Origin of the sequence: Halomonas urmiana (assembly GCF_005780185.1) — a bacterium.
Classification (GTDB): Bacteria; Pseudomonadota; Gammaproteobacteria; order Pseudomonadales; family Halomonadaceae; genus Halomonas; species Halomonas urmiana.
In genome coordinates, this window is sequence record NZ_VBUI01000032.1 from 1 (window position 1) to 21,670 (window position 21,670).

Below are 21,670 nucleotides of genomic sequence, written 5' to 3' on the forward strand. Positions count from 1 at the left end.
GCCAGATCACGCGCACGCGGCTACCGAAACGAGGCCAACTTCATCGCGATGATCTACCTGATTGGCAGCCCCGTGGGCCGCCTGCTCGATCAGGCCAAATCCACATGAAACGTCGAAGAACCAGAATAAGGGTCTGTCCCCGATTGCTCCGATTGCTCCCGCCGATTGCTCCCGATTTCGCTAATGCAAAATCATGCAAAGCGACTAAAGAGCGCCCCAAGGTTCTCATTCGGGATCGACTTAACCTGAGCCCCATGGCGTTCAAAAAACTCTCCTTTGAAGAGAGAGGGTTGCTCTTGACCCATGACTTCAAAAACAATAAGAGTTTTGTCATAATACCTAACACATTTGACATGTGTATTTACATAAGACTTAAGCGGCTCAGAAAGTTCAGAGCTAGCCACCTTCTCCGAAATATCCTGGAACAACTGATCTAAATTTTTACCGAGATATTCAGCCTCATGCTCCACACCAGTTATATAAAACCCTTCATGCGGCATTGTAGAGCAACCAAAGATCTTTTCTACTCTTTCCGCAGTCTTGGCATTCTCTGCAACACCAACCAACACATAGCCTCGATGACCTTTAGATATATTTGATATTGCTGCGCAAGTCACGAGAATTTTCTCGAAGGACTTGTTATCAAAAACAGGATTATCTGAAAGAGTCAAAAAACCTTGCTTAAAATCGTATGCCGACTGCTCTGTCTTTGAGTTTGTCAATAGGTTTTGCAGTTTACTAACCCAGTGAACTTGAGCAGGATCCGGATTTCTGTCTTCTTCAAAGAACTTTTGCAACCATCCAACAACCGAGTCGACAGCGGAGGCTCTATTTTCAGCACCCCACCTGCCACCCTCTTGTATAGTGATGTTTCTCCCGCAATCAGAAAGGCAGTTAATAAGCCCACTACTATCAGCAACCACCAAATTTCTCTTAACTACCAAGTCATGGAAAGCAAGGAAAACTGCTTGAAAATAACGTGGAATCGGATTGCTAGCGCCTCCTTGCGGAAAAAGCAACTCAGAAAAAGTAACGCCGGCTCTATCAAGAACTAAAATAAGTGAATCATGAACCCTCTGATAGTCTAAGCAGACCAGCTCCGGGCCTCTTCTTCTAATTGCAAGATCCATATTGTCGTGTCGTTCCAAACTAACGCCACTCATTGATGGAGCTGCTGCAAAATAATCGTCAAACAGCTCTGTTCGCGACGCAACAGGATCTTCAGAAACCATGTAAGACATCAAATCTGCGACCATCTCTTCATCACGACTTTGACGCAAATGATCCTTCGCCAGAATGCCATTTCTAATCCAAAACACATTTTCAGCATTAATTCCGTAATCAAGATCCTTGTTGGTTATGCTGATCTTCTTCATATCCTTCAGCAATAAAATATCTGTATTAGAAGTATCCCCTCGAACACGCGATGAAATTATCCTCACACAATCTGCAAAAGCATTAGTTGCCCCAGCTGCTCTCAACTCTTGCCTTGAAAGCTGACGACCGCCTGAGTTAATCCTTCTAAAGACCTCATCAACAGACTCTTCAATTGCAAACTCATATATCGACAAGGGAACTGGGTAAGAAGCTATAGATAAACATTTATCTCTCCCAAGCACCGGACTTTTTTGCTCAATAACACCTCTATCCAACAAATCCTTAGTGGTGGCGAAAGTATTCAAATCAAAATAGCCTTCTCCAACAGGAAAGTCATTATTTATGAAAGAAGTAATAGCATCCATTCTTTGCATGCCATCGATAATTTCTAAAGACCCATCTTGTCGCCCGACAGGCTCCGCCAGAAGTATAATTGGTATAGGAAACCCCTTGATTATCGAGTCAATGAAGCTTTGTTTTTCCTCAATAGTCCATATCAATTTTCGTTGATACCGGCGATTCACGATATACTTATCGTCCCTGTAATTAATAAAAACGCGCTCAACCTGCTCTCCCCTAACCACCAGTTCTTGCTGAGAATTTGTCATTTCGCCCCCATAAAAAAATTAAAACTTAAAAAACATATGAAAGAATCGCCACTTAAAAAAACAAAATCACTTAACTCTCCTTACCCATCAACCTAAACTACAACATCATAACCAAAAAACCATTGCCACTAAACCTCTTCCTATGACCAGCATACAATACGATAAAAAGCCCGCACTAAGGCGGGCTTTTTCTTGATAGAGGCAAGAAAACCAAGGTGTTTTCCCGGCCTCACTCCCACTCGATCGTCGCTGGCGGCTTGCTGCTCACGTCGTAGGTCACGCGGGAGACGCCGGTGATCTCGTTGATGATGCGGTTGGAGACCTTCTCCAGCAGCTCGTAGGGCAGGTGCGCCCAGCGAGCGGTCATGAAGTCGATGGTCTCCACGGCGCGCAGGGCGATCACCCACTCGTAGCGGCGGCCGTCGCCGACCACGCCGACGGACTTCACCGGCAGGAAGACGGCGAAGGCCTGGCTCGTCTTGTGGTACCAGCCGGCGTTGTGCAGCTCCTCGATGAAGATGGCGTCGGCCTCGCGCAGGATGTCGGCGTACTCCTTCTTCACCTCGCCGAGGATGCGCACACCGAGGCCCGGCCCCGGGAAGGGGTGACGGTAGACCATGTCGTAGGGCAGGCCGAGCTCGACGCCGAGCTTGCGCACTTCGTCCTTGAACAGCTCGCGCAGCGGCTCGACGAGCTTGAGCTTCATGGTCTCGGGCAGGCCGCCGACGTTGTGATGTGACTTGATCACGTGCGCCTTGCCGGTCTTGGCGGCGGCGGATTCGATCACGTCCGGGTAGATGGTGCCCTGGGCCAGGAAGTCCACACCCTCGATCTTGGCGGCCTCGGTATCGAAGACATCGATGAAGGTGTTGCCGATGATCTTGCGCTTGGCCTCGGGGTCGGCCTCGCCCTCGAGCTTGCCGAGGAACAGGTCCTCGGCGTCGACGCGGATCACCCGCACGCCCATGTGCTTGGCGAAGGTCTCCATCACCTGGTCGCCTTCGGCCTTGCGCAGCAGGCCGTTGTCGACGAACACGCAGGTCAGCTGGTCGCCGATGGCCTTGTGCAGGAGTGCGGCGACTACGGAGGAGTCGACGCCGCCGGAGAGGCCGAGCAGCACGTGGCGATCGCCCACCTGATCGCGCACCCGACTGATCTGGTCCTCGATGATCTGCGCCGGGGTCCAGTTGCGCTCGCTGCCGCAGATATCCAGCACGAAGTGCTCGAGGATGCGCTGACCCTGCAGGGTGTGGGTCACCTCGGGGTGGAATTGCACGCCGAAGAAGCGCTTCTCCTCCCAGCTCATGGCGGCGATCGGGCAGCTCGGGGTGGAGGCGGTCACGGTGAACTCGGCGGGCACTTCGGCGACCTTGTCGCCGTGGCTCATCCAGACGTCGAGCAGGCTGTTACCGGTCTCGTGATCGATGTGATCCGAGATATTCTTGAACAGCGCGGTCTCGGCGTCCAGGCGAATCTGGGCATAGCCGAACTCACGCACGTTCGATCCGGCCACTTGACCGCCGAGCTGCTCGGCCATGGTCTGCATGCCGTAGCAGATGCCGAACACCGGCAGGCCCATCTCGAACACGCACTGCGGGGCGCGGGGCGAATCCAGCTCGGTGACCGACTCGGGGCCGCCGGCGAGGATGATGCCGTTGGGGGCGTACTCGCGAATCTCCGCCTCGGTGATGTCGAAGGCGCGAACCTCGGAGTAGACGCCGATCTCGCGCACGCGGCGGGCGATCAGCTGGGTGTACTGGGAGCCGAAGTCGAGGATCAGGATCTTGTGGGCGTGAATATCGGTCATGGGAACGTCTCGGTGTGGCGGCAGGCCGGATCCAAAAGCGAGCGGCGGGGTTGCCCCCGCCGCGGTCGTACTGAGGTCGGGATCACCCGGCCCGGTAGTTCGGGGCTTCCTTGGTGATCTGCACGTCGTGCACGTGGGACTCGTTGAAGCCGGCCCCGGTGATCTTCACGAACTGCGGCTTGGTGCGCATCTCCTGGATGTCGCGGCAGCCGGTGTAGCCCATGGAGGCGCGCAGGCCGCCCATCAGCTGGTGGACGATGGCGCTCATCATGCCCTTGTAGGGCACGCGGCCTTCGATGCCCTCGGGCACCAGCTTCTCGGCGCCCTCGCTCTTGTCCTGGAAGTAGCGGTCGGCGCTGCCCTGGGTCTGAGACATGGCGCCCATGGAACCCATGCCGCGGTAGGCCTTGTAGGTGCGGCCCTGGAAGAGCTCGATCTCGCCCGGGGACTCCTCAGTGCCGGCCAGCAGGCCACCGGCCATCACGGTGCTGGCACCGGCCGCCACGGCCTTGGCCAGGTCGCCGGAGAAGCGCACGCCGCCATCGGCGATCAGCGGGATGTCGTAGGGCACCAGCGCCGCGGCGACGTTAGAGACGGCGGTGATCTGCGGCACGCCGACGCCGGCGACGATCCGGGTGGTGCAGATGGAGCCGGGGCCGATGCCCACCTTGACGCCGTCGGCACCCGCTTCCGCGAGGGCTTCCGCCGCTTCCGCCGTGGCGATGTTGCCGCCGATCACCTGGATCTGCGGGAAGTGCTCCTTGACCCAGCGCACGCGCTCGACCACGCCCTTGGAATGGCCGTGGGCGGTGTCGACCACCACCACGTCGACCCCGGCCTCGGCCAGGGCGGCCACGCGGTCCGGCGTCTCGGGGCCGGTGCCCACGGCGGCGCCGACCAGCAGGCGGCCGTCGGCGTCCTTGGCCGCCAGGGGGAAGGTGCGGGCCTTCTCGATGTCCTGGAAGGTGACCAGGCCACGCAGGCGCTGCTCGTCATCCACCACCAGCATCTTCTCGATGCGGTGCTCCTGCATCTTGCCCTTGATGACGTCGAGGGTGGTGCCGACCGGCACGGTCACGAGCTTCTCGCCGGGGGTCATGATGTCGGCAACGCTGTCGCCGTGGTTGGGCTGGAATCGCATGTCGCGCTGGGTCACCAGGCCCACCAGTGTCTCCCCCTCCACCACCGGGAAGCCGGAGAAGCCGTGCTCGTCGGCCATCGCCAGCAAGTCGTCCAGCTTGGCCTTGGGCCCGACGGTGACCGGATCCTTGACGATCACGCTCTCGTGCTTCTTGACCTTGCGCACCTCGGCGGCCTGCTGCGCCATGGTCATGCTCTTGTGGATGATGCCGATGCCCCCTTCCTGGGCCATGGCGATGGCCAGGCGCGCCTCGGTGACGGTGTCCATGGCGGCGGAGACCAGCGGGATGTTCAGGTACAGATCCCGGGTCAGGCGGGTCCGGAGGCTGACGTCATTGGGCAGGACCTCGGAATACCCGGGGACGAGTAATACGTCATCGAACGTAAGAGCTTCTTGGGCCATACGTAGCATAAGCGGCAACACCCATGGAGATAGGAGGAGGGAGTGAAGTTAATCCCCCATTATAGCGGCCAGCCACGGGGTCCGGCAATCGGTGACGTGATGGCTCGCCTTCAGTCGGCGCGGCTGAATTCGCGGCGCCAGCGCTCTAGAAAGGCGGCTCGGCGCTGGGGGTCGACGAAGGCCAGCAGCGAGGCGTTGAGGGGGATCGGGAAGAGTCGCTCGCCCACCTGATCGCGCAGCCGCGCCGCCGTGAAGGGCCCGACGATGTCCGGGCGCACGCTGAACAGCGGGGTCTGGCCGGCCAGCACCCGCTGGCCCTCGCGGCCGAGCAGGAAGTCGACGAAGGCCTCGGCGGCCGCCGGGTGCGGCGCGTCGCGATGGATGAAGGCCATGCGCATCATCACCAGCGAGTAGTCCTTGGGCACCTGCACGATCACCTCGGGGTGCTCCTGGGCCCAGACCATGGCGTAGGAACCCAGCAGGTTGTAGCCGAGCCAGTAGCGCCCGTCGCTCAGTCCCTCGAGCATCGCCCGGGTGCTGCCCTCGAGCCGGGCGTTCACCCGCCCCATGCCGGCCACCAGGTCCCAGAAGCGCGGCGTGTAGCGGGCATCCTGCTGGTGGAGGGTGTAGCCCACCCCGCTCTCCAGGGGAGAGTAAGTGGTCACCTTGCCCTCGAGGGTATCCCGCTCGGTGGTCAGCAGGGTATGCAGGTCGGCGTGGGTCTGGGGCGGCGTCATGTGCCGCGAGAGATCGAGCCGGTAGGCCATGACGATGGGCTCGAAGGTGAAGCCGAACACCTCGTCGCGCCACTTGGCCCAGGCCGGCCAGCGCCGCGCCGTCGGCGAATCCAGCCGCCGCGCGTAGCCCTGGTTGACCCGCGCCATCTGCCAGGGCATCGCCGAGCTGATCACCACGTCCGGCGCCGGATCGGCCTCGGCGACCCGGCCATCGACCTCCAGGGTGGTGCGGTCGCGGAAATCCAGGGCGATCTCGGGGTGGGCGGCGCGGAATGCCTCGAGCAGCGGCGCCACCACCTCGCGGTCGAGCGCCGCCTCCACCACCAGCGGCGTCGGCGCCGCGCGCAGCGGGGCGGCGCCGACCAGCAGCAGCGCCAGCAGAATGAGAGGCAGGCCGGTTCGCCAGGGCGTCATGGGACCTCCTCGGGATCGCACAGGGGCAGGTGAAGCCTCACCACCAGGCCGTGGGGCTCACGGGCCGCCAGCGTCAGCCGCCCGCCGAGCCGGCGGGCGATGGAGTCGACGATCGAGAGCCCGAGCCCCGAGCCGTCGGTGTCCTGGCGCCCGCCCCGCTCGAAGGGCTGCAGCAGCCGCTCGCGGGCCTCGGCGGGCACGCCGGGGCCGTCGTCCTCGACGAAGAGCGCCACCTCGCCCCTCCCCTCTCGCCCCTTGAGTATTTCAAGACCCAGGGTGATGACGCTGCCCGGCGGCGTGTAGCGCAGCGCGTTGTCGATCAGGTTGCCGAGCAGCTCGCGGACCGCCCAGCCCTCGGCGCGCACCCACACCGGCCCGGCGGCAAGCGGGGCGAGGCCCAGGTCGTGATCGCGCGCCGCCTCGCGACCGGCCCAGTCGAGCACGCTCTCGCGCAGCGCGGCGGCGAGGTCCAGAGGCGCGACCTCATCGGCCTCGCCGAGGTGGCGCAGGCGGGCCAGGCTCAACAGCTGGCCGGCAAGCCGGCTGGTGCGTCCGGCGCCCTCGTGCACCGTGGCCAGGGCGGCTCGCCAGTCGGCCGGCTCCTCGCTCTTGAGCGCCAGCTCGCTCACGCTCTGCAGCCCGGCCAGCGGCGTCTTGAGCTGGTGGCTGGCGTCGGCGGTGAAGCGCAGCAGCGCCTCGCGGCTCTGGCGCTGGCGGGCGAACAGGTGATCGAGGGTCTGGGCCAGCTCGCGCATCTCCTCGGGCACCCGGGCGTCGAGCGGGCGCATGTCGTCGGCTGCGCGGCGGCGAAGCACGCGGCGCAGCCGGCGCATCGGCCCCAGCGCCACCCGCAGGGCCAGGGCCATCAGCACCCCGGCCAGCAGCACCATGGCAACGAAGCGCGTCAGGGTGCGCTCGAAGAGCTCGTCGGCCAGCGCCATGCGCCCGGCCCGGGTGTGGCCCACCCAGACCTGCACCGGCTCCTGGGAGACCCAGCCCGCGGAGTCGACCTCGCGGCCGTAGAGCCGCCAGGCCTCGCCGTCGAGGCGCGCGGTCAGCGCCAGGGGCGCCTCGGCCACCCGTTCGCGCCAGCCGGATTTGATGACGAAGGGCAGGTTGGTGGAGACCGCCTCGCCGCCGGCGTCGAGCACGGCGTAGAAGACCCGCTCCTGGTGCCGGGTGGCGAGTATCTGCAGCGCCGCCGCGGGCACCTCGATCAGCGGCTCGCCCCGCTGCCACTGCACCGCCTCGGCGATGGTCAGGGCGGCGGCCTCGAGCTGGCTGTCATAGGCGCGCTCGGCGGCGCGCTGGCTGCTCCTCCAGGCCTCGATCATCAGCAGCGCCCCGAGGCCGGTAACGGTGACCAGCAGCCACACCGCCAGGCGGCGCTTGAGCGAGCCCGTGACCTCGATCACCCGGCATCGTCCTCCAGCCGATAACCGAGCCCGCGGAAGGTGCGGATCCGCAACCCCGTGCCAGAAAGCCGCTTGCGCAGCCGGCTGACGTAGACCTCCAGGGCGTTGGAGCCCACCTCGTCGAAGCCGAACAGGCGCCGTTCCAGCGCCTCCCGCGGGGCGATGCTGCCGGCGTGCAGCAGCAGGCCCTCGAGCAGCAGCAGCTCGCGGCGCGGCAGCGCGAGCTGGGCGTCGTCGAGGGTCGCCACGCCGGTGGCCGGATCGAAGCAGAGGCGCCCGTAACGCAGGCGGTTGTCGCTGCGCTGCTGGCTGCGGCGCAGCAGGGCGCGCACCCGGGCCTCCAGCTCGGCGATCGAGAAGGGCTTGGCGAGGTAGTCGTCGGCGCCCAGGTCGAGGCCGCTGACCCGGTCGTCGATGCCGTCCCGGGCGGTAAGGATCAGCACCGGGGTGGTGTCGCCGCGATCGCGCAGCGCGGCGAGCAGCTCAAGGCCGTCGCCGTCGGGCAGGCCGAGGTCGAGCAGGATCAGGTCGAAGCGGTCGTGGCGCAGGGCGGCCCTGGCCTCGGCGTGGGTGGCGAACACCTCGACGGTATTGCCCAGGGGCGCGAGCGCCCGCTCCAGGGAGCGGGCGATCAGCGCATCATCCTCGATGACCAGCAGGCGCATACGACCAATGTCTCAGACGGTGAAGGGGAAGGTGACAGGTTGGTGAAAGGTGGGGGCCCTAGCATCGCCCTGGCCATCACGCGAGGCGTAAGCAGGCCTCGCATAACAAGAGAACAGGAGTTCGCCATGAAGATCAACACGGCCATCCGCCACGCCTCCGGCCTCGCCCTGCTGGGCGGCGCCCTGCTCGCCGGCCCCGCCCAGGCCGCCGGCGATGCCGAGTGCATCGCCCCCGCCAAGCCCGGCGGCGGCTACGACCTGACCTGCCGTCTGGCCGCCAACGGCCTGCTCGAGACCGGCCGCATCGACTCGCCGATGCTGGTGACCTACATGCCCGGCGGCATCGGCGCCGTGGCCTACAACCACGTCAACGGCGTGCGCAGCGACGACGAGAACCTGATCGTCGCCGCCAGCACCGGCGCCGCGGTCAACCTGGCACTCGGCAAGTTCGGCCAGTACGACGCCGACGAGGTGCGCTGGCTGGGCGCCCTGGGCGTCGACTACGGCGCCATCGTGGTCGGCGCCGACGCGCCCTGGCAGTCGCTGGACGAGCTGATGGCCGATCTCCAGGACGCACCGGGCGAGATCGCCTTCGGCGCCGGCGGCACCGTGGGCAGCCAGGACTGGATGAAGGCCGCGCTGACCGCCAAGGCCGGCGACGTCGACCCGCGCGACCTGCGCTACGTGGCCTTCGAGGGCGGCGGCGAGGCACTGGCCGCGCTGCTCGGCGATCACATCCAGGTCTTCACCGGCGATCTCTCCGAGCTCCAGTCGCAGCTCGAGAGCGGCAAGGTTCGCGTGCTGGCCGCGCTCTCCGAGGAGCGCATGGGTGGCCCCTACGCCGAGATCCCCACCGCCGCCGAGCAGGGCTACGACGTGCAGTGGCCGATCTGGCGCGGCTACTACATGGGCCCGGAGGTCAGCGACGAGGCCTACCAGGCGTGGGTCGAGCGCATGCAGGCCCTGGCCGAGGACCCGGCCTTCGCCGAGCTCCGCGAGGCGCGCGGCCTCTTCCCGATGTCGCGCTTCGGTGACGACTTCGACGCCTACGTGAAGGATCAGGTCGCCGGCTTCCAGTCACTGGCCGAGGAAGTGGGACTGAAATGAGCCAAGTCACCAAGCCGGTCGCCGACCGGCTATTGGGGATCGCGCTGATCGGCCTGGCGGCGTTCGTCGCCGTCCAGGCCATCAACCTCGAGGTCCCGTTCAGCTACGAGCCCGTGGGTCCACGGGCGTTTCCGCTGGGTCTGGCGATCCTGCTCGCCGGCCTCTCGCTTCCGCTCGTCTTCAAGCCCGGCGCCGACGGCCACTGGCCGCACAAGGCGCTGACCCTGCGCCTGCTGCTGGTGCTGGGCCTGCTGCTGGCCTACGCCATGCTCTTCACACGCCTGGGCTTCATTCCCACCTCGCTACTGGTGGTGGCCGCCCTGGCGAGGCTGTTCGGCGCCAGCAACGGCAAGGCGCTGATCACCGGCGTGCTGCTCTCCGCGGGCAGCTATGTGCTGTTCACCGAGGGCCTGGGCATCGCCCTGCCCACCGGCACCTGGCTTGCCGCGCTCATCTAGAGGACTGCCATCATGTTCGATTTCCTGATCGAGGGCTTCGGCGTCGCCCTGACGCCGCTCAACCTGGGGCTGGCCTTCCTCGGCGCGCTGCTCGGCACCCTGTTCGGGGCGCTGCCGGGCATCGGGCCGATCAACGGCATCGCCATCCTGATGCCGCTGGCCTACACCCTGGGCCTGCCGGCCGAGTCGGCGCTGATCCTGCTGGCCGGCATCTACACCGGCGCCGAGTACGGCGGGCGGATGTCGAGCATCCTGCTCAATGTGCCGGGCGACGCCGGCGCGGTGATGACCACCCTGGACGGCCACCCGCTGGCCAAGAAGGGCCTGGCCGGCCCGGCGCTCGGCCTCTCGGCGGTGAGCTCCTTCGTCGGCGCCACCATTGCCATCATCGGCCTGACGCTGTTCGCGCCGCTGCTCGCCGAGGTGGCCGTGATGTTCGGCCCCGCCGAGTTCTTCGCGCTGATGGTGTTCGCCTTCTCATCGATGTCGGTGATGATGGGCAAGGATCCGATCAAGACCGCCATCGGCGCGGTGCTCGGTGTGCTGATCGCCACCGTGGGCGTCGATTCTGGCACCGGCGTGATGCGCTACACCTTCGACATGCCCGAGCTCTACGACGGCATCGACTTCGTGGTGATGATCATCGGCCTGTTCGCGATCAGCGAGATCCTGCTGATGCTCGAGCACGCCCACCGCAAGGACGGCGACGGCGAGCTGCCGCCGCTGGGCCGGGTCTTCGTCAGCCTCAAGGAAGTGCTCTACTGCAAGGGCGCCATGTGGCGTTCGGGGCTGCTCGGCTTCATCATCGGCGTGCTGCCCGGCACCGGGGCCTCGGTGGCCGGCGCGGTCTCCTACACCACCGAAAAGCGCCTCTCCGACCAGGAAGGCACCTTCGGCAAGGGCGACATGCGCGGCCTGGCGGCCCCGGAGGCGGCCAACAATGCCGCGGCGGCGGGCTCCTTCGTGCCGATGCTGACCCTCGGCATTCCCGGCTCCGGCACCACCGCCGTGCTGCTCGGCGCGCTGATGCTCTACAACATCACTCCCGGGCCGATGATGTTCACCGAGCGGCCCGAGGTCGCCGGCGGCCTGATCGCCTCGCTCTACATCGGCAACATCGTGTTGCTGGCGCTCAACCTGCCGCTGGCCGGCGTGTTCGCCCGGGTGCTGACCATCCCGCGCTGGGTGCTGGTGCCGGCCATCGCCATCCTGGCCTTCGTCGGCGTCTACCAGCTGCACTCCGACCTCACCGCCATCTACCTGATGCTGATCATCGGCGTGTTCGGCTACCTGCTGCGCAAGCTCGGCTTCTCGCTGGCCCCGGTGATCCTGGGTTACGTGCTGGGCGGGCTGATGGAGCAGAACCTGCGCCGGGCGCTGTCGATCAGCGGCGGTGATACGAGCATCCTGTGGCAGTCCGGCATCTCGCTGGGGCTGTGGATCGCCGCCGCGTCGCTGCTGGTGCTGCCCTGGCTGGTGCCCAGGCTGCTCGCCCGCCGCCACGCCGCCTGATCCTCGACTCGGGCCCGCTTCGGCGGGCCCGAGGCGTTTCGACTGGAGACCCCACGTGCCCATTGCCTCTTTCTCCCCCCTACCCGCCCTGCTGCGCTTCCTGTCCACCCTGGCGCTGGGCCTCGCCGGCGGTGCGGCGGCCTTCGCCGTCGACCTGCCGCTGCCCTGGCTCCTCGGCGCCATGCTCGCCACCACCCTGGCGAGCCTCGCCGGCGCCCGGCTGCGCTCACCGGGGCGGGGCCGCCAGGGCGTGCTGGTGGTGATCGGGGTGATGCTGGGCTCGGCCTTCACCCCGGAGATGTCCGGCGACCCGGGACGGTGGAGCCTGAGCCTGGCGGCGATGCTCGGGGCCACGGCGGTGATGATGCTCTTCTCGGTGTGGTTCTCGCGGCGCATCGCCGGCCACTCGCTGGACACCGCCCTCTACGCCGGGGTCCCCGGCGGGGTCTCGGCGGTCACCGGCATGGCGCTGGACTCGGGCGCCGACCTGCGGGTGGTCGGCATGACCCACGCGGTGCGCATCCTGGTGCTGCTGGTCGCCATTCCGCCGGTGCTCGACGGCATCGGCCACGTCAGCCTGACCGCCGCCACGACGGACCCGGGGCGGTGGCTGTGGCTGCCCGGTCCGGCGGATGCCGCCTGGCTGGCCGGGGCCGGGGTGCTGGGCGCCTGGCTGGGGGGGCGACTGCGCCTGCCCAACGCCCTGCTGTTCGGCCCGGCGCTGGTCTCGTCGGCGCTGCACCTGACGGGGCTGACCCACGCGGCCCTGCCGCCGACGCTGATCGCCCTGGCCCAGGTGATCATCGGCGTCTCGGTGGGGGTGCGCTTCACGGGGACCGCACTGACCACGCTGGGCCATACCCTGGCGATGGCCGCGCTGCAGGCGCTGGGCCTGCTGGCGATCGCCATCCTCGCCGCCTGGGCCATCCACGCCGCGACGGGCGTGTCGCTGGCCGCGGCGCTGCTCGCCTACATGCCGGGCGGGGCGCCGGAGCTGAGCCTGGTGGCGCTGTCGCTCGGCATCGACCCGGCCTTCGTGACCGCCCATCACCTGCTGCGCATCACGGTGCTGATCCTGCTGATGCCGGTGCTGCTGGGCGCCTGCCGGCGCTCGAGTGCCTAGCGGGACGCTACCGCCGTTGGCGGGGTCGTCGCGTCGCGCTGCTCGCGCAGGAACGCCACCAGCCGGGGAAAGATGTCCTCGTGGACCCGCTTGCCCATGAAGACGTCCTGATGGCCGTAGCCCGGGAAGATCGCCAGCTGGTGGCGCCCCGGCGCCACTTCCTCCAGGGCGCGGTGGCAGTGGATGTTGCTGTCGGTGAAGACGCGGTTGTCGTCGCCGGTCATGAACAGGCACGGCGTCGCCACGGCCTCGGCGCCGGCGATGTAGTCGTCGGGCAGGTCGGCGTAGCGCGGGTCGTCGGGCTTCATGCGCACCGTGCGATGGCCCTGGCCGAGCATCCGCAGCACGTGCTTGTGGTAGTTGAGCCCCACCGGGCCGTAGAGGTCGCCGCCCCGGCGGTGGGTGATCTCGTCGAGGTTGTCGTGGTGGTAGAGCGCCGGCCAGCCGGTGCCCCACATCAGCGACAGCATGTGGCAGGCGGGCACGTCGCACTCGCGATGGAACAGCGAGACCAGCCGGGAGAGCACCTTGCCGATGGTCAAGCGCGGGTCCTCGCTCCAGCGCGGGCTGACATAGGGCTGCTGGAAGATGCGCTCGATGATGAAGGGGAAGATGGTCCCCTTGATCCGCGACCAGGTGGGCACGTGTGGCGTCAGCGCCACGCTGTTGGCGATGCAGGAGCGGATGCCGGTGACGGTGCCGCCGAACAGCGCCATGGTGAAGCTCATGGCACCTAGGCAGTGGCAGATGACGTGGAGGTTGACGTCCTCGCCGGCCTCTTGCCGTATCTTGGCGATGGCCGCCGGGTGGTCGTAGAGGGCGCAGTCGTCCATGGACCAGTCGCTGGGCTGGAGGTTGTAGGGGTGGCGGTTGCTCATGCGGAAGTCCAGCGTCCAGACGTCGGTGAAACCCTCGTCCAGCAGGTGGCTGACCAGGTTCACGTGCTCGGGCTGGATGAACATGTCCGAGGAGGTGGTCAGGCCGTGGATGATCACCACCACGTCGCGGCAGGGTTTCCGGCAGAAGCGCAGCATCGACAGCCCCAGGCCGTCCTCGGTGGTGAAGGGGTGGGTGCTGGTCTCGGCGTCGCGGACGCCTTCCAGGGTGTAGAGCGGGATCTCGCGTGACATGGTGCCCTCCTTCCGATCGCTCTGCCTCGCCCTAGGCCAGTATCTCGGCCATGGCCCGTTCGGCCAGGGCGGCGATGGTGCGCGAGGGGTTGAGCCCCAGAGCCCGGGGGACGATGGCGCCGTCCAGCACGTGGAGCCCGGGGTAGCCGAACACCTCGCCCTTGTGGTCCACCACCCCATCCTCCCTGCTGGCGCCCATATTGCAGCCACCCAGGGGGTGCGGGGTGAGCAGGTAGTCGAAGAAGGTCCAAGAAGGCGGCTCCATGGCGACACCGCCGGTGGCCTCGGCCAAGCGCTTGTGGCGGTCGATCATTGCCTGGACGGTGGGCCGGGAGCGGCTCACGTCGTAGTCGAGCTCGAGCGCGAGCTCGCGGTCGAACCAAGCGCGATCCAGGCGCATCACGCCGTCGCTGGCGTCCACGCCCTGGCCGAACCAAGGCATCAGATTGGCATGGGGGTCGTGGCCCTGCAGCAGGCCGTCGAGCAGCAGCCGCCAGCCTTCAAAAAGCCGCTCGCCCACGGCGTGGCGGTCGAAGGCGGCGCGCAGGGCGTTGCCGACCACGTCGGGAAAGCCGCCGTCCTCGACGAAGTAGCGCGACCCGCCGTCGCTGCCGTCCAGGTAGTCGATGGCGCTGGTGATGGTCGGCCCGCGGGTGGGCGAGACGCGCCGACCCGGGTAGAGCGCCGGGGTGAGGAAGTCGCCGTTGGCGCACCAGCCGTGGCCGAGCCGCGGCGACAGCGCCGGCAGGGTGCGGTACTGGTCGCGACAGCGCAGCAGAAGCTCGGTGGAGCCCAGCGAGCCTGCCGCCACCACCACCCGGCGGGCGCTTTCGCTGGCCTCGCCGCCACCCTCCAGGCGGCGGTAGCGCACCCGGTAGCCCTCCCCTTCCGGCTCGATGGCCCGTACCAGGCACAGCGGGCGGATCTCGGCGCCCTTGTCCTCGGCTCGGGCCAGGTAGTTGAGGTCCAGGGTGTTACGCGCCCCCACGGGGCAGCCGATGTCGCAGTTGCCGCAGTGGACGCAGGTGCCCTGGGAGCGGCCGAAGGCGTTGGTCTCGGCCCGGCTGTGGCGTGACGCGTGGGGGTCGTCGAGGCCGTAGTGCCAGGCGTCGTCGAAGCGGACTGCCATGGGCAGCTTGCGAAAGCGCTCGGCGGCGCCGGTGGCGGAGGCGGCGTCTTCCATCAGGCGATAGCGCTCAGTGAGCTGGCCGTCGGGCAGGGTCTGGACCTCGAGCATGCGCCCGGTGGTGGCGTAGTGCGGCGCCAGCGCCTCGAAGTCGATCTGCTCCGGCCAGCCGTGATCGAAGACGAAGCGCTGGGCCTCGACGAAGATGTTGGCGTAGATCAGCGAGCCACCACCGACCCCGGCGCCCTGGGCCACCCCCACCCGGGGAAAGAGGCGCAGGTCGAGCCAGCCATGGTGGCGCTCGGGGTCTTCCGAATCGAAGACCCAGTCGTCGCCGGGGCCGCGGGGGAAGTCCTCGGTGCTCCAGCGCCGGCCGCGCTCCAGCACCAGCACCCGCTGGTCAGCCTCGGCCAGCCGGCAGGCCGCCACCGAGCCGCCGAAGCCCGAACCGATGACGATGGCATCGAAGCTCGCGCTCATGGCCTGCCTCCCGGGACCAGGGGGGCGTAGAGGTCCCACAGCTCACCGAAGAAGAAACTGCCGAAGGTCGCCAGGGTGCGGGTGCCGCCGTCGCCGGTGACCGTCAGCGTCGAGAGCAGCGCCATCAGCTGAGGCACGCCGAGCTCGAGGATGCCGGCGCCGACCACCTCGCCGTCGGCGTCCTCGCCCCGGTGCAGGCGGGTGTAGAGGGTGGTGGTGTCGCGCCACAGGTCGGGGCCGACGTCATCGTGTACGCGCTTCTCGCCGGCCAGGTAGTGGGGCTGGCCCTCCAGCGTGAAGCCAAGCTCGTAGACCATGCGCCGCTGCGCACCGCCCTGCTGCGCCGGGGCGAACAGCTGGAAGACGCCGTCCGGGGCCTCGAGCCCCATCCCCAGGGGCGGGAAGTCGATGCACCCGGCGATCCGGCCCGCATGTTGCGGATCGGCCACGAAGGCCTCCAGGTCGTCGATGGCGATCCGGGCGTGCAGGGCCAGGCGGGTGCCGGCCCGCCGGCCCGCCGCCGCGCCGGCCTGCGGGTCAGTCTCGCCCAGGGTGAAGCCGCCGCGCATGGTTTCCTCGAAGGTGATGCCGGACGTCATGTATCGTCCCTCCGTCAGTCCCAGGGTGCCAGCGGCAGGTCGTTGTGCTCGACCATGCGCCCCTCGGCGTCGCTCACCGTCACCGGCTGCCCATGGGCGTCGAACACCCGCACCCGCAGCCGTTGGCGGGCCTTGTCGAGCTCGAGGCGGCAGAAGTTGTCCTTCTGGCTGAAGCCCCAGGCGCGGTAGTGCACCTCCGTCGCTCCCTGGCCGTTGGCGTCGCTGCCGGCCAGGGGAAAGCCGTCGTACTGGTCGTCGGCGCGGGAGTCGTGGACGAAGCCGTTGGGATCGCCGTCGGCGAAGGGGAAGGGCCAGTAGAGCGCCGAGGAGGTGACGTCGTAGGCGACCAGATCGCTCTCCCCCGCCTCGGTCTCGAAGCGCAGCCGGGCGATGTTGGCGCAGTGCACGTCGCCGCTGAGAAAGACCACGTTCTGGATGCCGTGGTCGTGGAGGTGCTGGAGGATCGCCCGGCGGGTGCGCGGGTAGGCCGGCCAGCTGTCGCTCGCCTCGCGCTTCTCGAGGTTGGCCTCGAGGACCCGGCGCTCGGGGTCATCGCGGAGTTCGTTGCCCAGGCGCTCGTCGATGGGGCTGGGGGCGAAGACGCTGGCGGTGACCAGAAACTTGGGCACGTTGCCGCGCTGCGCCTGCTGGTGGCTCAGCCATTCCAGCAGCCGGTCGAGCTGGCTCTTGTGGGCGGGGTCGGCATCGAGACTCGGCCGCCCCAGCAGGTGGTTGTCGCCGAGACCGGCGCGCTGGCGGTAGCGCTGAGTGCGGGTATCGACCACGAAGAAGGGGTAGCCACCGCACTCGAAGCGGTAGAAGAGGCGACGGCCGAAGCTGCGCGGGCCGTGGCTCCACTGGTAGCTCATATAGGCGCCGATGGCGATGTTGAAGAGGTGGTGGTTGTCGCGCAGCCGGTCCTGGCTCCAGTTGTCCTCGATCTCGTGGTCGTCGAGGATCATGTAGACGGGACACTGGCTCAGCAGGCTGCGCATGTTGGGGGCGCCGAAGGCCTCGTGGTAGCGCGCCTGCATCTCGTCGAAGGTGTCGGCGCGGCCAAGCGGCAGGTGTCGGTTGAACTTGTCGGCGTAGATCTGATCACCCATCAGCAGGGTGAAGCGCGCCGGCGTCCGCCCGCCCTGGCGACGCATCTGGCCCGCCATGGGGCCGAAGATGCGATCCGCCTCCTTGACCTTCCACAACAGCCCCGGGTAGCGACAGGAGCCGATCAGGAAACTCAGCTCGTCCGCCGGCCCGGCGGCGGGGTCGGGGAAGGTGCGAAAGCGCGCCTCGCACTCCGTCGGGTCGAGGGACTCGAGCAGCGGCGCCATCTGGGCAAGCGCCGGCAGTCGGCTGGCCAGGTCGCTGTCATCCAGCGACTCGGCGTCCGGAAGGGGGTCGTCGACGGTCAGGGTGGCCACGCGCACGCGGTACTCGGTATCCGGCGAAAGCGGCGAGGGCTCGGGACCGTCCAGGCCACCGAGGCTGGGCTCCTGGCCGAGCACGAAGGTGCCGGTGCGGTCGAACTCGCGGTGCAGGCGGAAGTAGTAGGCGCAGGGCAGGCCGGTCGCCTCGTCGACCTGGACTTTGCCGCGCCGGTCGACCACCCCCAGCATGCCCAGGGTACGCATCTCGGCACCGAGCTGCGTCCCCTCGTCCCGGGAGGCACGAGCGCGCACCCAGATGCGGCAGCGGTCATGTGCGGTGTGTCCGACGATTGGCCCGAGCTGCGGTGTACGAAGTCCTGACATGGCGACGCTCCTGCAGTGGCGTGGGGGTCGGGGCGAAGCCCGGGGCTTCCCGCGACGGCACCTAGCCAGCGTAGTCGTATCTCACGCGGTCGGCTACAGTAGCCGGGCCGCACGCAACGCCCAGCCGAGGACGCGACCATGCCCACGCCCGACGACAGCCCTCTCTCCGTCAGCGACGTCAACCAGCGCGCCCGGCGGGCGCTCGAGCAGGACGTCGGCGAGGTGTGGGTGGAGGGCGAGCTCTCCGGCGTGTCGCGGCCGAGCTCGGGACACGTCTACTTCACCCTCAAGGACGAGCGCGCCCAGCTGCGCTGCGCGCTGTTTCGCACCCGCGCGCGCTTCATCGCCGCGCCGATGCGCGACGGCGACCGCGTCAAGGTGCGCGGCCAGGTGTCGCTCTTCGAGCCTCGCGGCGACTATCAGCTGATCGTCGAGGCGGTGCGCGCGGCGGGCGAAGGCGAGCTGCTGGCGGCCTACGAGCGCCTCAAGGCGCGCCTCGCCGCCGAGGGGGTATTCACCAACGCGCGTCCCCTGCCCTTCCCGCCGCGCCACCTGCTGGTGCTCACCTCGCCCACCGGCGCGGCGATCCGCGATGTGCTGGCGGTGCTGGCGGCGCGCTGGCCGCTCACGCAGGTCACGCTGATCCCGGTGCCGGTGCAGGGCCGCGAGGCGGCGCCGGCGATGATCTCGGCGCTAGGCCTGCTCAATCGCCAATCGGCACTGGACGCGAGCCGCGATGCCATCCTGATCACCCGCGGCGGCGGCAGCCTCGAGGACCTGTGGGCCTTCAACGACGAGCATCTTGCCCGGGCGATCTTCCACTCCCGGCTGCCGGTGATGGCCGCGGTGGGCCACGAGGTGGACACCACGCTCGCCGATTTCGCCGCCGACGCGCGCGCCCCCACTCCTTCGGCCGGGGCCGAGCAGCTGGTGCCCGACCGCCGCGAACGGCTCCACCGCCTCGAGCGGCTGGCCGAGCGGCTGACCCGCGCCCAGCGCGCCCGCCTCGACACCGACGCCCAGCGCCTGGATCACCTGTGCGCGCGGCTACGCCATCCCGGCGAGGTGCTGGCGGCGCGTCGCCAGCAGCTGGATCAGCTGGAGGCGCGGCTGCGCCGGGCCATGCGGGCACGGCTCGATCAGGAGCGGCGCCGCGCGCGCCACCTGCACCAGCGCCTGGCCCTGCGCTCGCCGGACCGGCTGACCGACCAGGCCGGGCAGCGGCTCGAGCGCGCCACCCAGCGCCTGCATCAGGCGATGCCGAGGGCACTTGCCCGTCACCGCGAGCGGCTAGGCGGGGTCGTTCGCGAGCTGCAGGCGGTGAGCCCGCTCGCGGTGCTGGGACGCGGCTATGCGATCCTCGAGGACGAGCGGGGCCGGGTGATCCGCCGAGCGGCGGACACCGCCCCCGGGGAGCGCCTCGAGGCACGCCTGGGCGAGGGGCGCCTGGCGCTGACGGTGATCCGTCCCCTGGCATGCGACACCGGGCCCCATGGCGAGACGCACGCGAAGTGATAGATTATGGAATAGGGTGATTCTGCAGCCCGATACTCAAGCTTATACCAAAGAATCCCTTGACGTAGCGACTCTTATGCCTTTACGTCGGGGTAGCCGAGGCGTCCCCGCCGTGACATTTGCCACGCTGGGGGCATCTTCCCTGTCAGACAAGGAGTTGCACCATGTCACTGCGCATCAATGATGTCGTACCCGACTTCGAGGCCGAGACCAGCCAGGGCCCCATCCGCTTCCACGAGTGGATCGGCGATAGCTGGGCGATCCTGTTCTCCCACCCCAAGGACTTCACGCCGGTCTGCACCACCGAGTTCGGCGCCGTGGCCAAGCTCGACGAGGAGTGGCAGAAGCGCGGCACCAAGGTGATCGGCGTCTCCGTGGACGGTGTGGAAGACCACAAGAAGTGGATCAACGACATCACCAGCTTCGCCAGCTGCGAGGTCGGCTTCCCGATCATCGCCGACGAGGATCTCAAGGTCGCCAAGCTGTTCGACATGCTGCCGGCCGAGGCCTACCTGCCGGACGGCCGCACCCCGGCCGACAGCGCCACCGTGCGCTCGGTGTTCATCATCGGCCCAGACAAGCAGCTCAAGCTGACCATGACCTACCCGATGAACGTGGGTCGCAACTTCGCCGAGGTGCTGCGCGCCCTGGACGCCCTGCAGACCGCCAACGGCAAGGGCGTGGCCACGCCGGCGGACTGGACCGTCGGTCAGGACGTGATCATCCCGCCGACGGTCTCCGACGCGGACGCCACGGCGAAGTTCGGCGAGTACGAGACCATCTTCCCCTACCTGCGCCGGACCAAGCTGCCCGAGTAAGGCGGGCGGTTCATCCACGCACGACAAGGCCCCCTGCCTCGGCAGGGGGCCTTGCGTTGGGCGTCAGGAAACTCGCGATACTCGGCTAGTGCTGCTCGGCCTGGCGCGCCGCGGGCTTGAAGGCGCCAGGCTCGAGCTCGTGGCGGGCCAGCAGCTTGTAGAAGTCGGTGCGGTTGCGCCCGGCGATGCGCGCCGCCTGGGTGACGTTGCCCTCGGTGATCTTGAGCACCTTGACCAGGTAGCTGCGCTCGAAGCCGGCCCGGGCATCGTTGAAGGTGGGCATGGCGTTCTCCTCGGCGACCAGCGCCTGGGCCACCAGCCCCTCCGGAATCATCGGCGAGGTGGTCAGGGCCACGCACTGCTCCACCACGTTGACCAGCTGGCGCACGTTGCCGGGCCAGGCCGAGGTGGCCAGCAGGTTGAGCGCCTCCGGCGAGAAGCCCTTGACGAAGGGCTTATGCCGAGCGGCGGCCTGGGCGACCAGGTGCTTGGCCAGCAGCGGCACGTCCTCGGCGCGTTCCCTGAGGGGCGGCAGACGCAGGTTGACCACATTGAGGCGGTAGTAGAGGTCCTCGCGAAACTCGCCCTCGTGCATGGCGTGATCCAGGTCGCGGTGGGTCGCCGAGATGATCCGCACGTCGATGGGCACCGAGGTGGTCGAGCCGAGCGGGCGGATCTGGCGCTCCTGGAGGGCGCGCAGCAGCTTGACCTGCAGGGTCATCGGCATGTCGCCGATCTCGTCGAGGAACAGGGTGCCGCCGTCGGCCGCCTGGAAGAGGCCACGGTGCTCGCTGACCGCCCCGGTGAAGGCGCCCCGGGCGTGACCGAACAGCTCGCTCTCCAGCAGTTGCTCGGGCAGCGCCCCGCAGTTGATCGCCACGAACGGCTTGTCGGCCCGCGAACTCGCCTTGTGGATGGCGCCGGCGAGCAGCTCCTTGCCCGACCCCGAGGCGCCGGTGACCAGCACGCTGACGTCCGAGGCGGCGACCATGCGCGCCTGCTCGAGAATGCGCTCCATCTCGGGGCTGCGGGTGATGATGGCCTCGCGCCAGCGATCGTCGCCCTCGGTGGCGGGGGTAGAAGTCTGGGCCAGGGCGTCGTCGATGGTCGAGAACAGCTCGTCGCGATCGACCGGCTTGGTCAGGAAGCCGAACACGCCCTGGCGGGTGGCGCTCACCGCGTCGGGAATCGAGCCGTGGGCGGTGAGGAGGATCACCGGCAGCCCCGGCAGGCGGCGCTGGATCTCCTGGAACAGTGCCAGCCCGTCCATCTCGTCCATGCGCAGGTCGGTGAGCACCAGGTCCGGGCGAGCGACCTCCAGCCGCTTGAGGGCCTCGCGGCCGCTCTCGGCGGTGGTGACGCGATAGCCGCGGCTCTCGAGCCGCATGCCCAGCAGTTTCAGCAGGCTGACGTCGTCATCCACCAGCAGGATGTGCGCGCCATGATCGGCGGCGTGGGACAGGCGTCCGATCTGCTTCATGTCGT

At 67.5% G+C, this 21,670-nt stretch carries 17 protein-coding genes; 6 read left to right on the forward strand and 11 right to left on the reverse strand.

The window, feature by feature from the left end; all coding sequences use genetic code 11:
- Positions 1 to 191 precede the first annotated feature (191 nt).
- From FEI13_RS16655 to FEI13_RS16680, 6 genes are all read right to left on the reverse strand, one after another.
- The gene (locus FEI13_RS16655; RefSeq protein ID WP_138182641.1) at positions 192 to 1,985 is read right to left on the reverse strand and encodes a DUF262 domain-containing protein; all 1,794 of its coding nucleotides are present in this window, start codon (positions 1,983 to 1,985) and stop codon (positions 192 to 194) included.
- 229 nt (positions 1,986 to 2,214) lie between these two features.
- A complete protein-coding gene (gene guaA, locus FEI13_RS16660; protein WP_138182642.1) occupies positions 2,215 to 3,792 on the reverse strand; it encodes a glutamine-hydrolyzing GMP synthase in 1,578 nt (525 codons plus the stop codon).
- An 82-nt stretch (positions 3,793 to 3,874) separates the two neighbouring features.
- Positions 3,875 to 5,344 carry an IMP dehydrogenase gene (guaB, locus tag FEI13_RS16665; RefSeq protein WP_138182643.1) on the reverse strand — a complete coding sequence of 490 codons (1,470 nt, stop codon included), beginning with the start codon at positions 5,342 to 5,344 and terminating at the stop codon, positions 3,875 to 3,877.
- Between the two features lie 101 nt (positions 5,345 to 5,445).
- Positions 5,446 to 6,486 (reverse strand): ABC transporter substrate-binding protein, encoded by a 1,041-nt coding sequence (locus FEI13_RS16670; RefSeq protein ID WP_138182644.1) that lies wholly within the window; start codon positions 6,484 to 6,486, stop codon positions 5,446 to 5,448.
- Complete coding sequence (locus FEI13_RS16675) at positions 6,483 to 7,901, reverse strand: sensor histidine kinase (protein WP_138182645.1); 1,419 nt, start codon at positions 7,899 to 7,901, stop codon at positions 6,483 to 6,485. The genes FEI13_RS16670 and FEI13_RS16675 overlap by 4 nt, the downstream gene beginning before the upstream one ends.
- Positions 7,898 to 8,566 (reverse strand): response regulator, encoded by a 669-nt coding sequence (locus FEI13_RS16680; RefSeq protein WP_138182646.1) that lies wholly within the window; start codon positions 8,564 to 8,566, stop codon positions 7,898 to 7,900. The genes FEI13_RS16675 and FEI13_RS16680 overlap by 4 nt, the downstream gene beginning before the upstream one ends.
- Before the next feature lie 126 nt (positions 8,567 to 8,692).
- On the opposite strand from FEI13_RS16680, the gene FEI13_RS16685 reads away from it, so the two are divergent.
- Genes FEI13_RS16685 through FEI13_RS16700 form a run of 4 tightly spaced genes read left to right on the forward strand, consistent with a single transcriptional unit; the run spans position 8,693 to position 12,766 of the window.
- Entirely contained in the window at positions 8,693 to 9,673 is a 981-nt protein-coding gene (locus FEI13_RS16685; protein WP_138182647.1) for a Bug family tripartite tricarboxylate transporter substrate binding protein, read from the forward strand.
- Positions 9,670 to 10,131 (forward strand): tripartite tricarboxylate transporter TctB family protein, encoded by a 462-nt coding sequence (locus tag FEI13_RS16690; protein WP_138182648.1) that lies wholly within the window; start codon positions 9,670 to 9,672, stop codon positions 10,129 to 10,131. Before FEI13_RS16685 ends, FEI13_RS16690 begins: the two co-directional genes overlap by 4 nt.
- Positions 10,132 to 10,143: 12 nt before the next feature.
- Positions 10,144 to 11,643 (forward strand): tripartite tricarboxylate transporter permease, encoded by a 1,500-nt coding sequence (locus FEI13_RS16695; protein ID WP_138182649.1) that lies wholly within the window; start codon positions 10,144 to 10,146, stop codon positions 11,641 to 11,643.
- Positions 11,644 to 11,698: 55 nt separating this feature from the next.
- On the forward strand, positions 11,699 to 12,766 hold the full coding sequence (locus FEI13_RS16700) for an AbrB family transcriptional regulator (protein ID WP_138182650.1): 1,068 nt from the start codon (positions 11,699 to 11,701) through the stop codon (positions 12,764 to 12,766).
- On the opposite strand, the gene FEI13_RS16705 is transcribed toward FEI13_RS16700, so the two are convergent.
- Genes FEI13_RS16705 through FEI13_RS16720 form a run of 4 tightly spaced genes read right to left on the reverse strand, consistent with a single transcriptional unit; the run spans position 12,763 to position 17,852 of the window.
- Positions 12,763 to 13,896: an alpha/beta hydrolase gene (locus tag FEI13_RS16705; protein WP_138182651.1), complete on the reverse strand. Its 1,134-nt coding sequence runs from the start codon at positions 13,894 to 13,896 to the stop codon at positions 12,763 to 12,765. The genes FEI13_RS16700 and FEI13_RS16705 overlap by 4 nt on opposite strands.
- A gap of 31 nt (positions 13,897 to 13,927) precedes the next feature.
- Positions 13,928 to 15,502 (reverse strand): GMC oxidoreductase, encoded by a 1,575-nt coding sequence (locus FEI13_RS16710; RefSeq protein WP_138182652.1) that lies wholly within the window; start codon positions 15,500 to 15,502, stop codon positions 13,928 to 13,930.
- The gene (locus tag FEI13_RS16715) at positions 15,499 to 16,101 is read right to left on the reverse strand and encodes a hypothetical protein (protein WP_138182653.1); all 603 of its coding nucleotides are present in this window, start codon (positions 16,099 to 16,101) and stop codon (positions 15,499 to 15,501) included. Before FEI13_RS16715 ends, FEI13_RS16710 begins: the two co-directional genes overlap by 4 nt.
- A gap of 14 nt (positions 16,102 to 16,115) precedes the next feature.
- Positions 16,116 to 17,852 carry an alkaline phosphatase D family protein gene (locus FEI13_RS16720; protein WP_138182654.1) on the reverse strand — a complete coding sequence of 579 codons (1,737 nt, stop codon included), beginning with the start codon at positions 17,850 to 17,852 and terminating at the stop codon, positions 16,116 to 16,118.
- Between the two features lie 138 nt (positions 17,853 to 17,990).
- Between FEI13_RS16720 and xseA the strand changes: the two genes are divergently transcribed.
- Both xseA and FEI13_RS16730 read left to right on the forward strand, forming a co-directional pair.
- Positions 17,991 to 19,367: an exodeoxyribonuclease VII large subunit gene (gene xseA, locus FEI13_RS16725; RefSeq protein WP_138182655.1), complete on the forward strand. Its 1,377-nt coding sequence runs from the start codon at positions 17,991 to 17,993 to the stop codon at positions 19,365 to 19,367.
- Between the two features lie 164 nt (positions 19,368 to 19,531).
- On the forward strand, positions 19,532 to 20,185 hold the full coding sequence (locus FEI13_RS16730; protein WP_138182656.1) for a peroxiredoxin: 654 nt from the start codon (positions 19,532 to 19,534) through the stop codon (positions 20,183 to 20,185).
- 85 nt (positions 20,186 to 20,270) lie between these two features.
- Here the strand turns inward: FEI13_RS16730 and glrR are convergent, their stop codons facing one another.
- Positions 20,271 to 21,665: a two-component system response regulator GlrR gene (gene glrR / locus FEI13_RS16735; RefSeq protein ID WP_138182657.1), complete on the reverse strand. Its 1,395-nt coding sequence runs from the start codon at positions 21,663 to 21,665 to the stop codon at positions 20,271 to 20,273.
- Positions 21,666 to 21,670 lie beyond the last annotated feature (5 nt).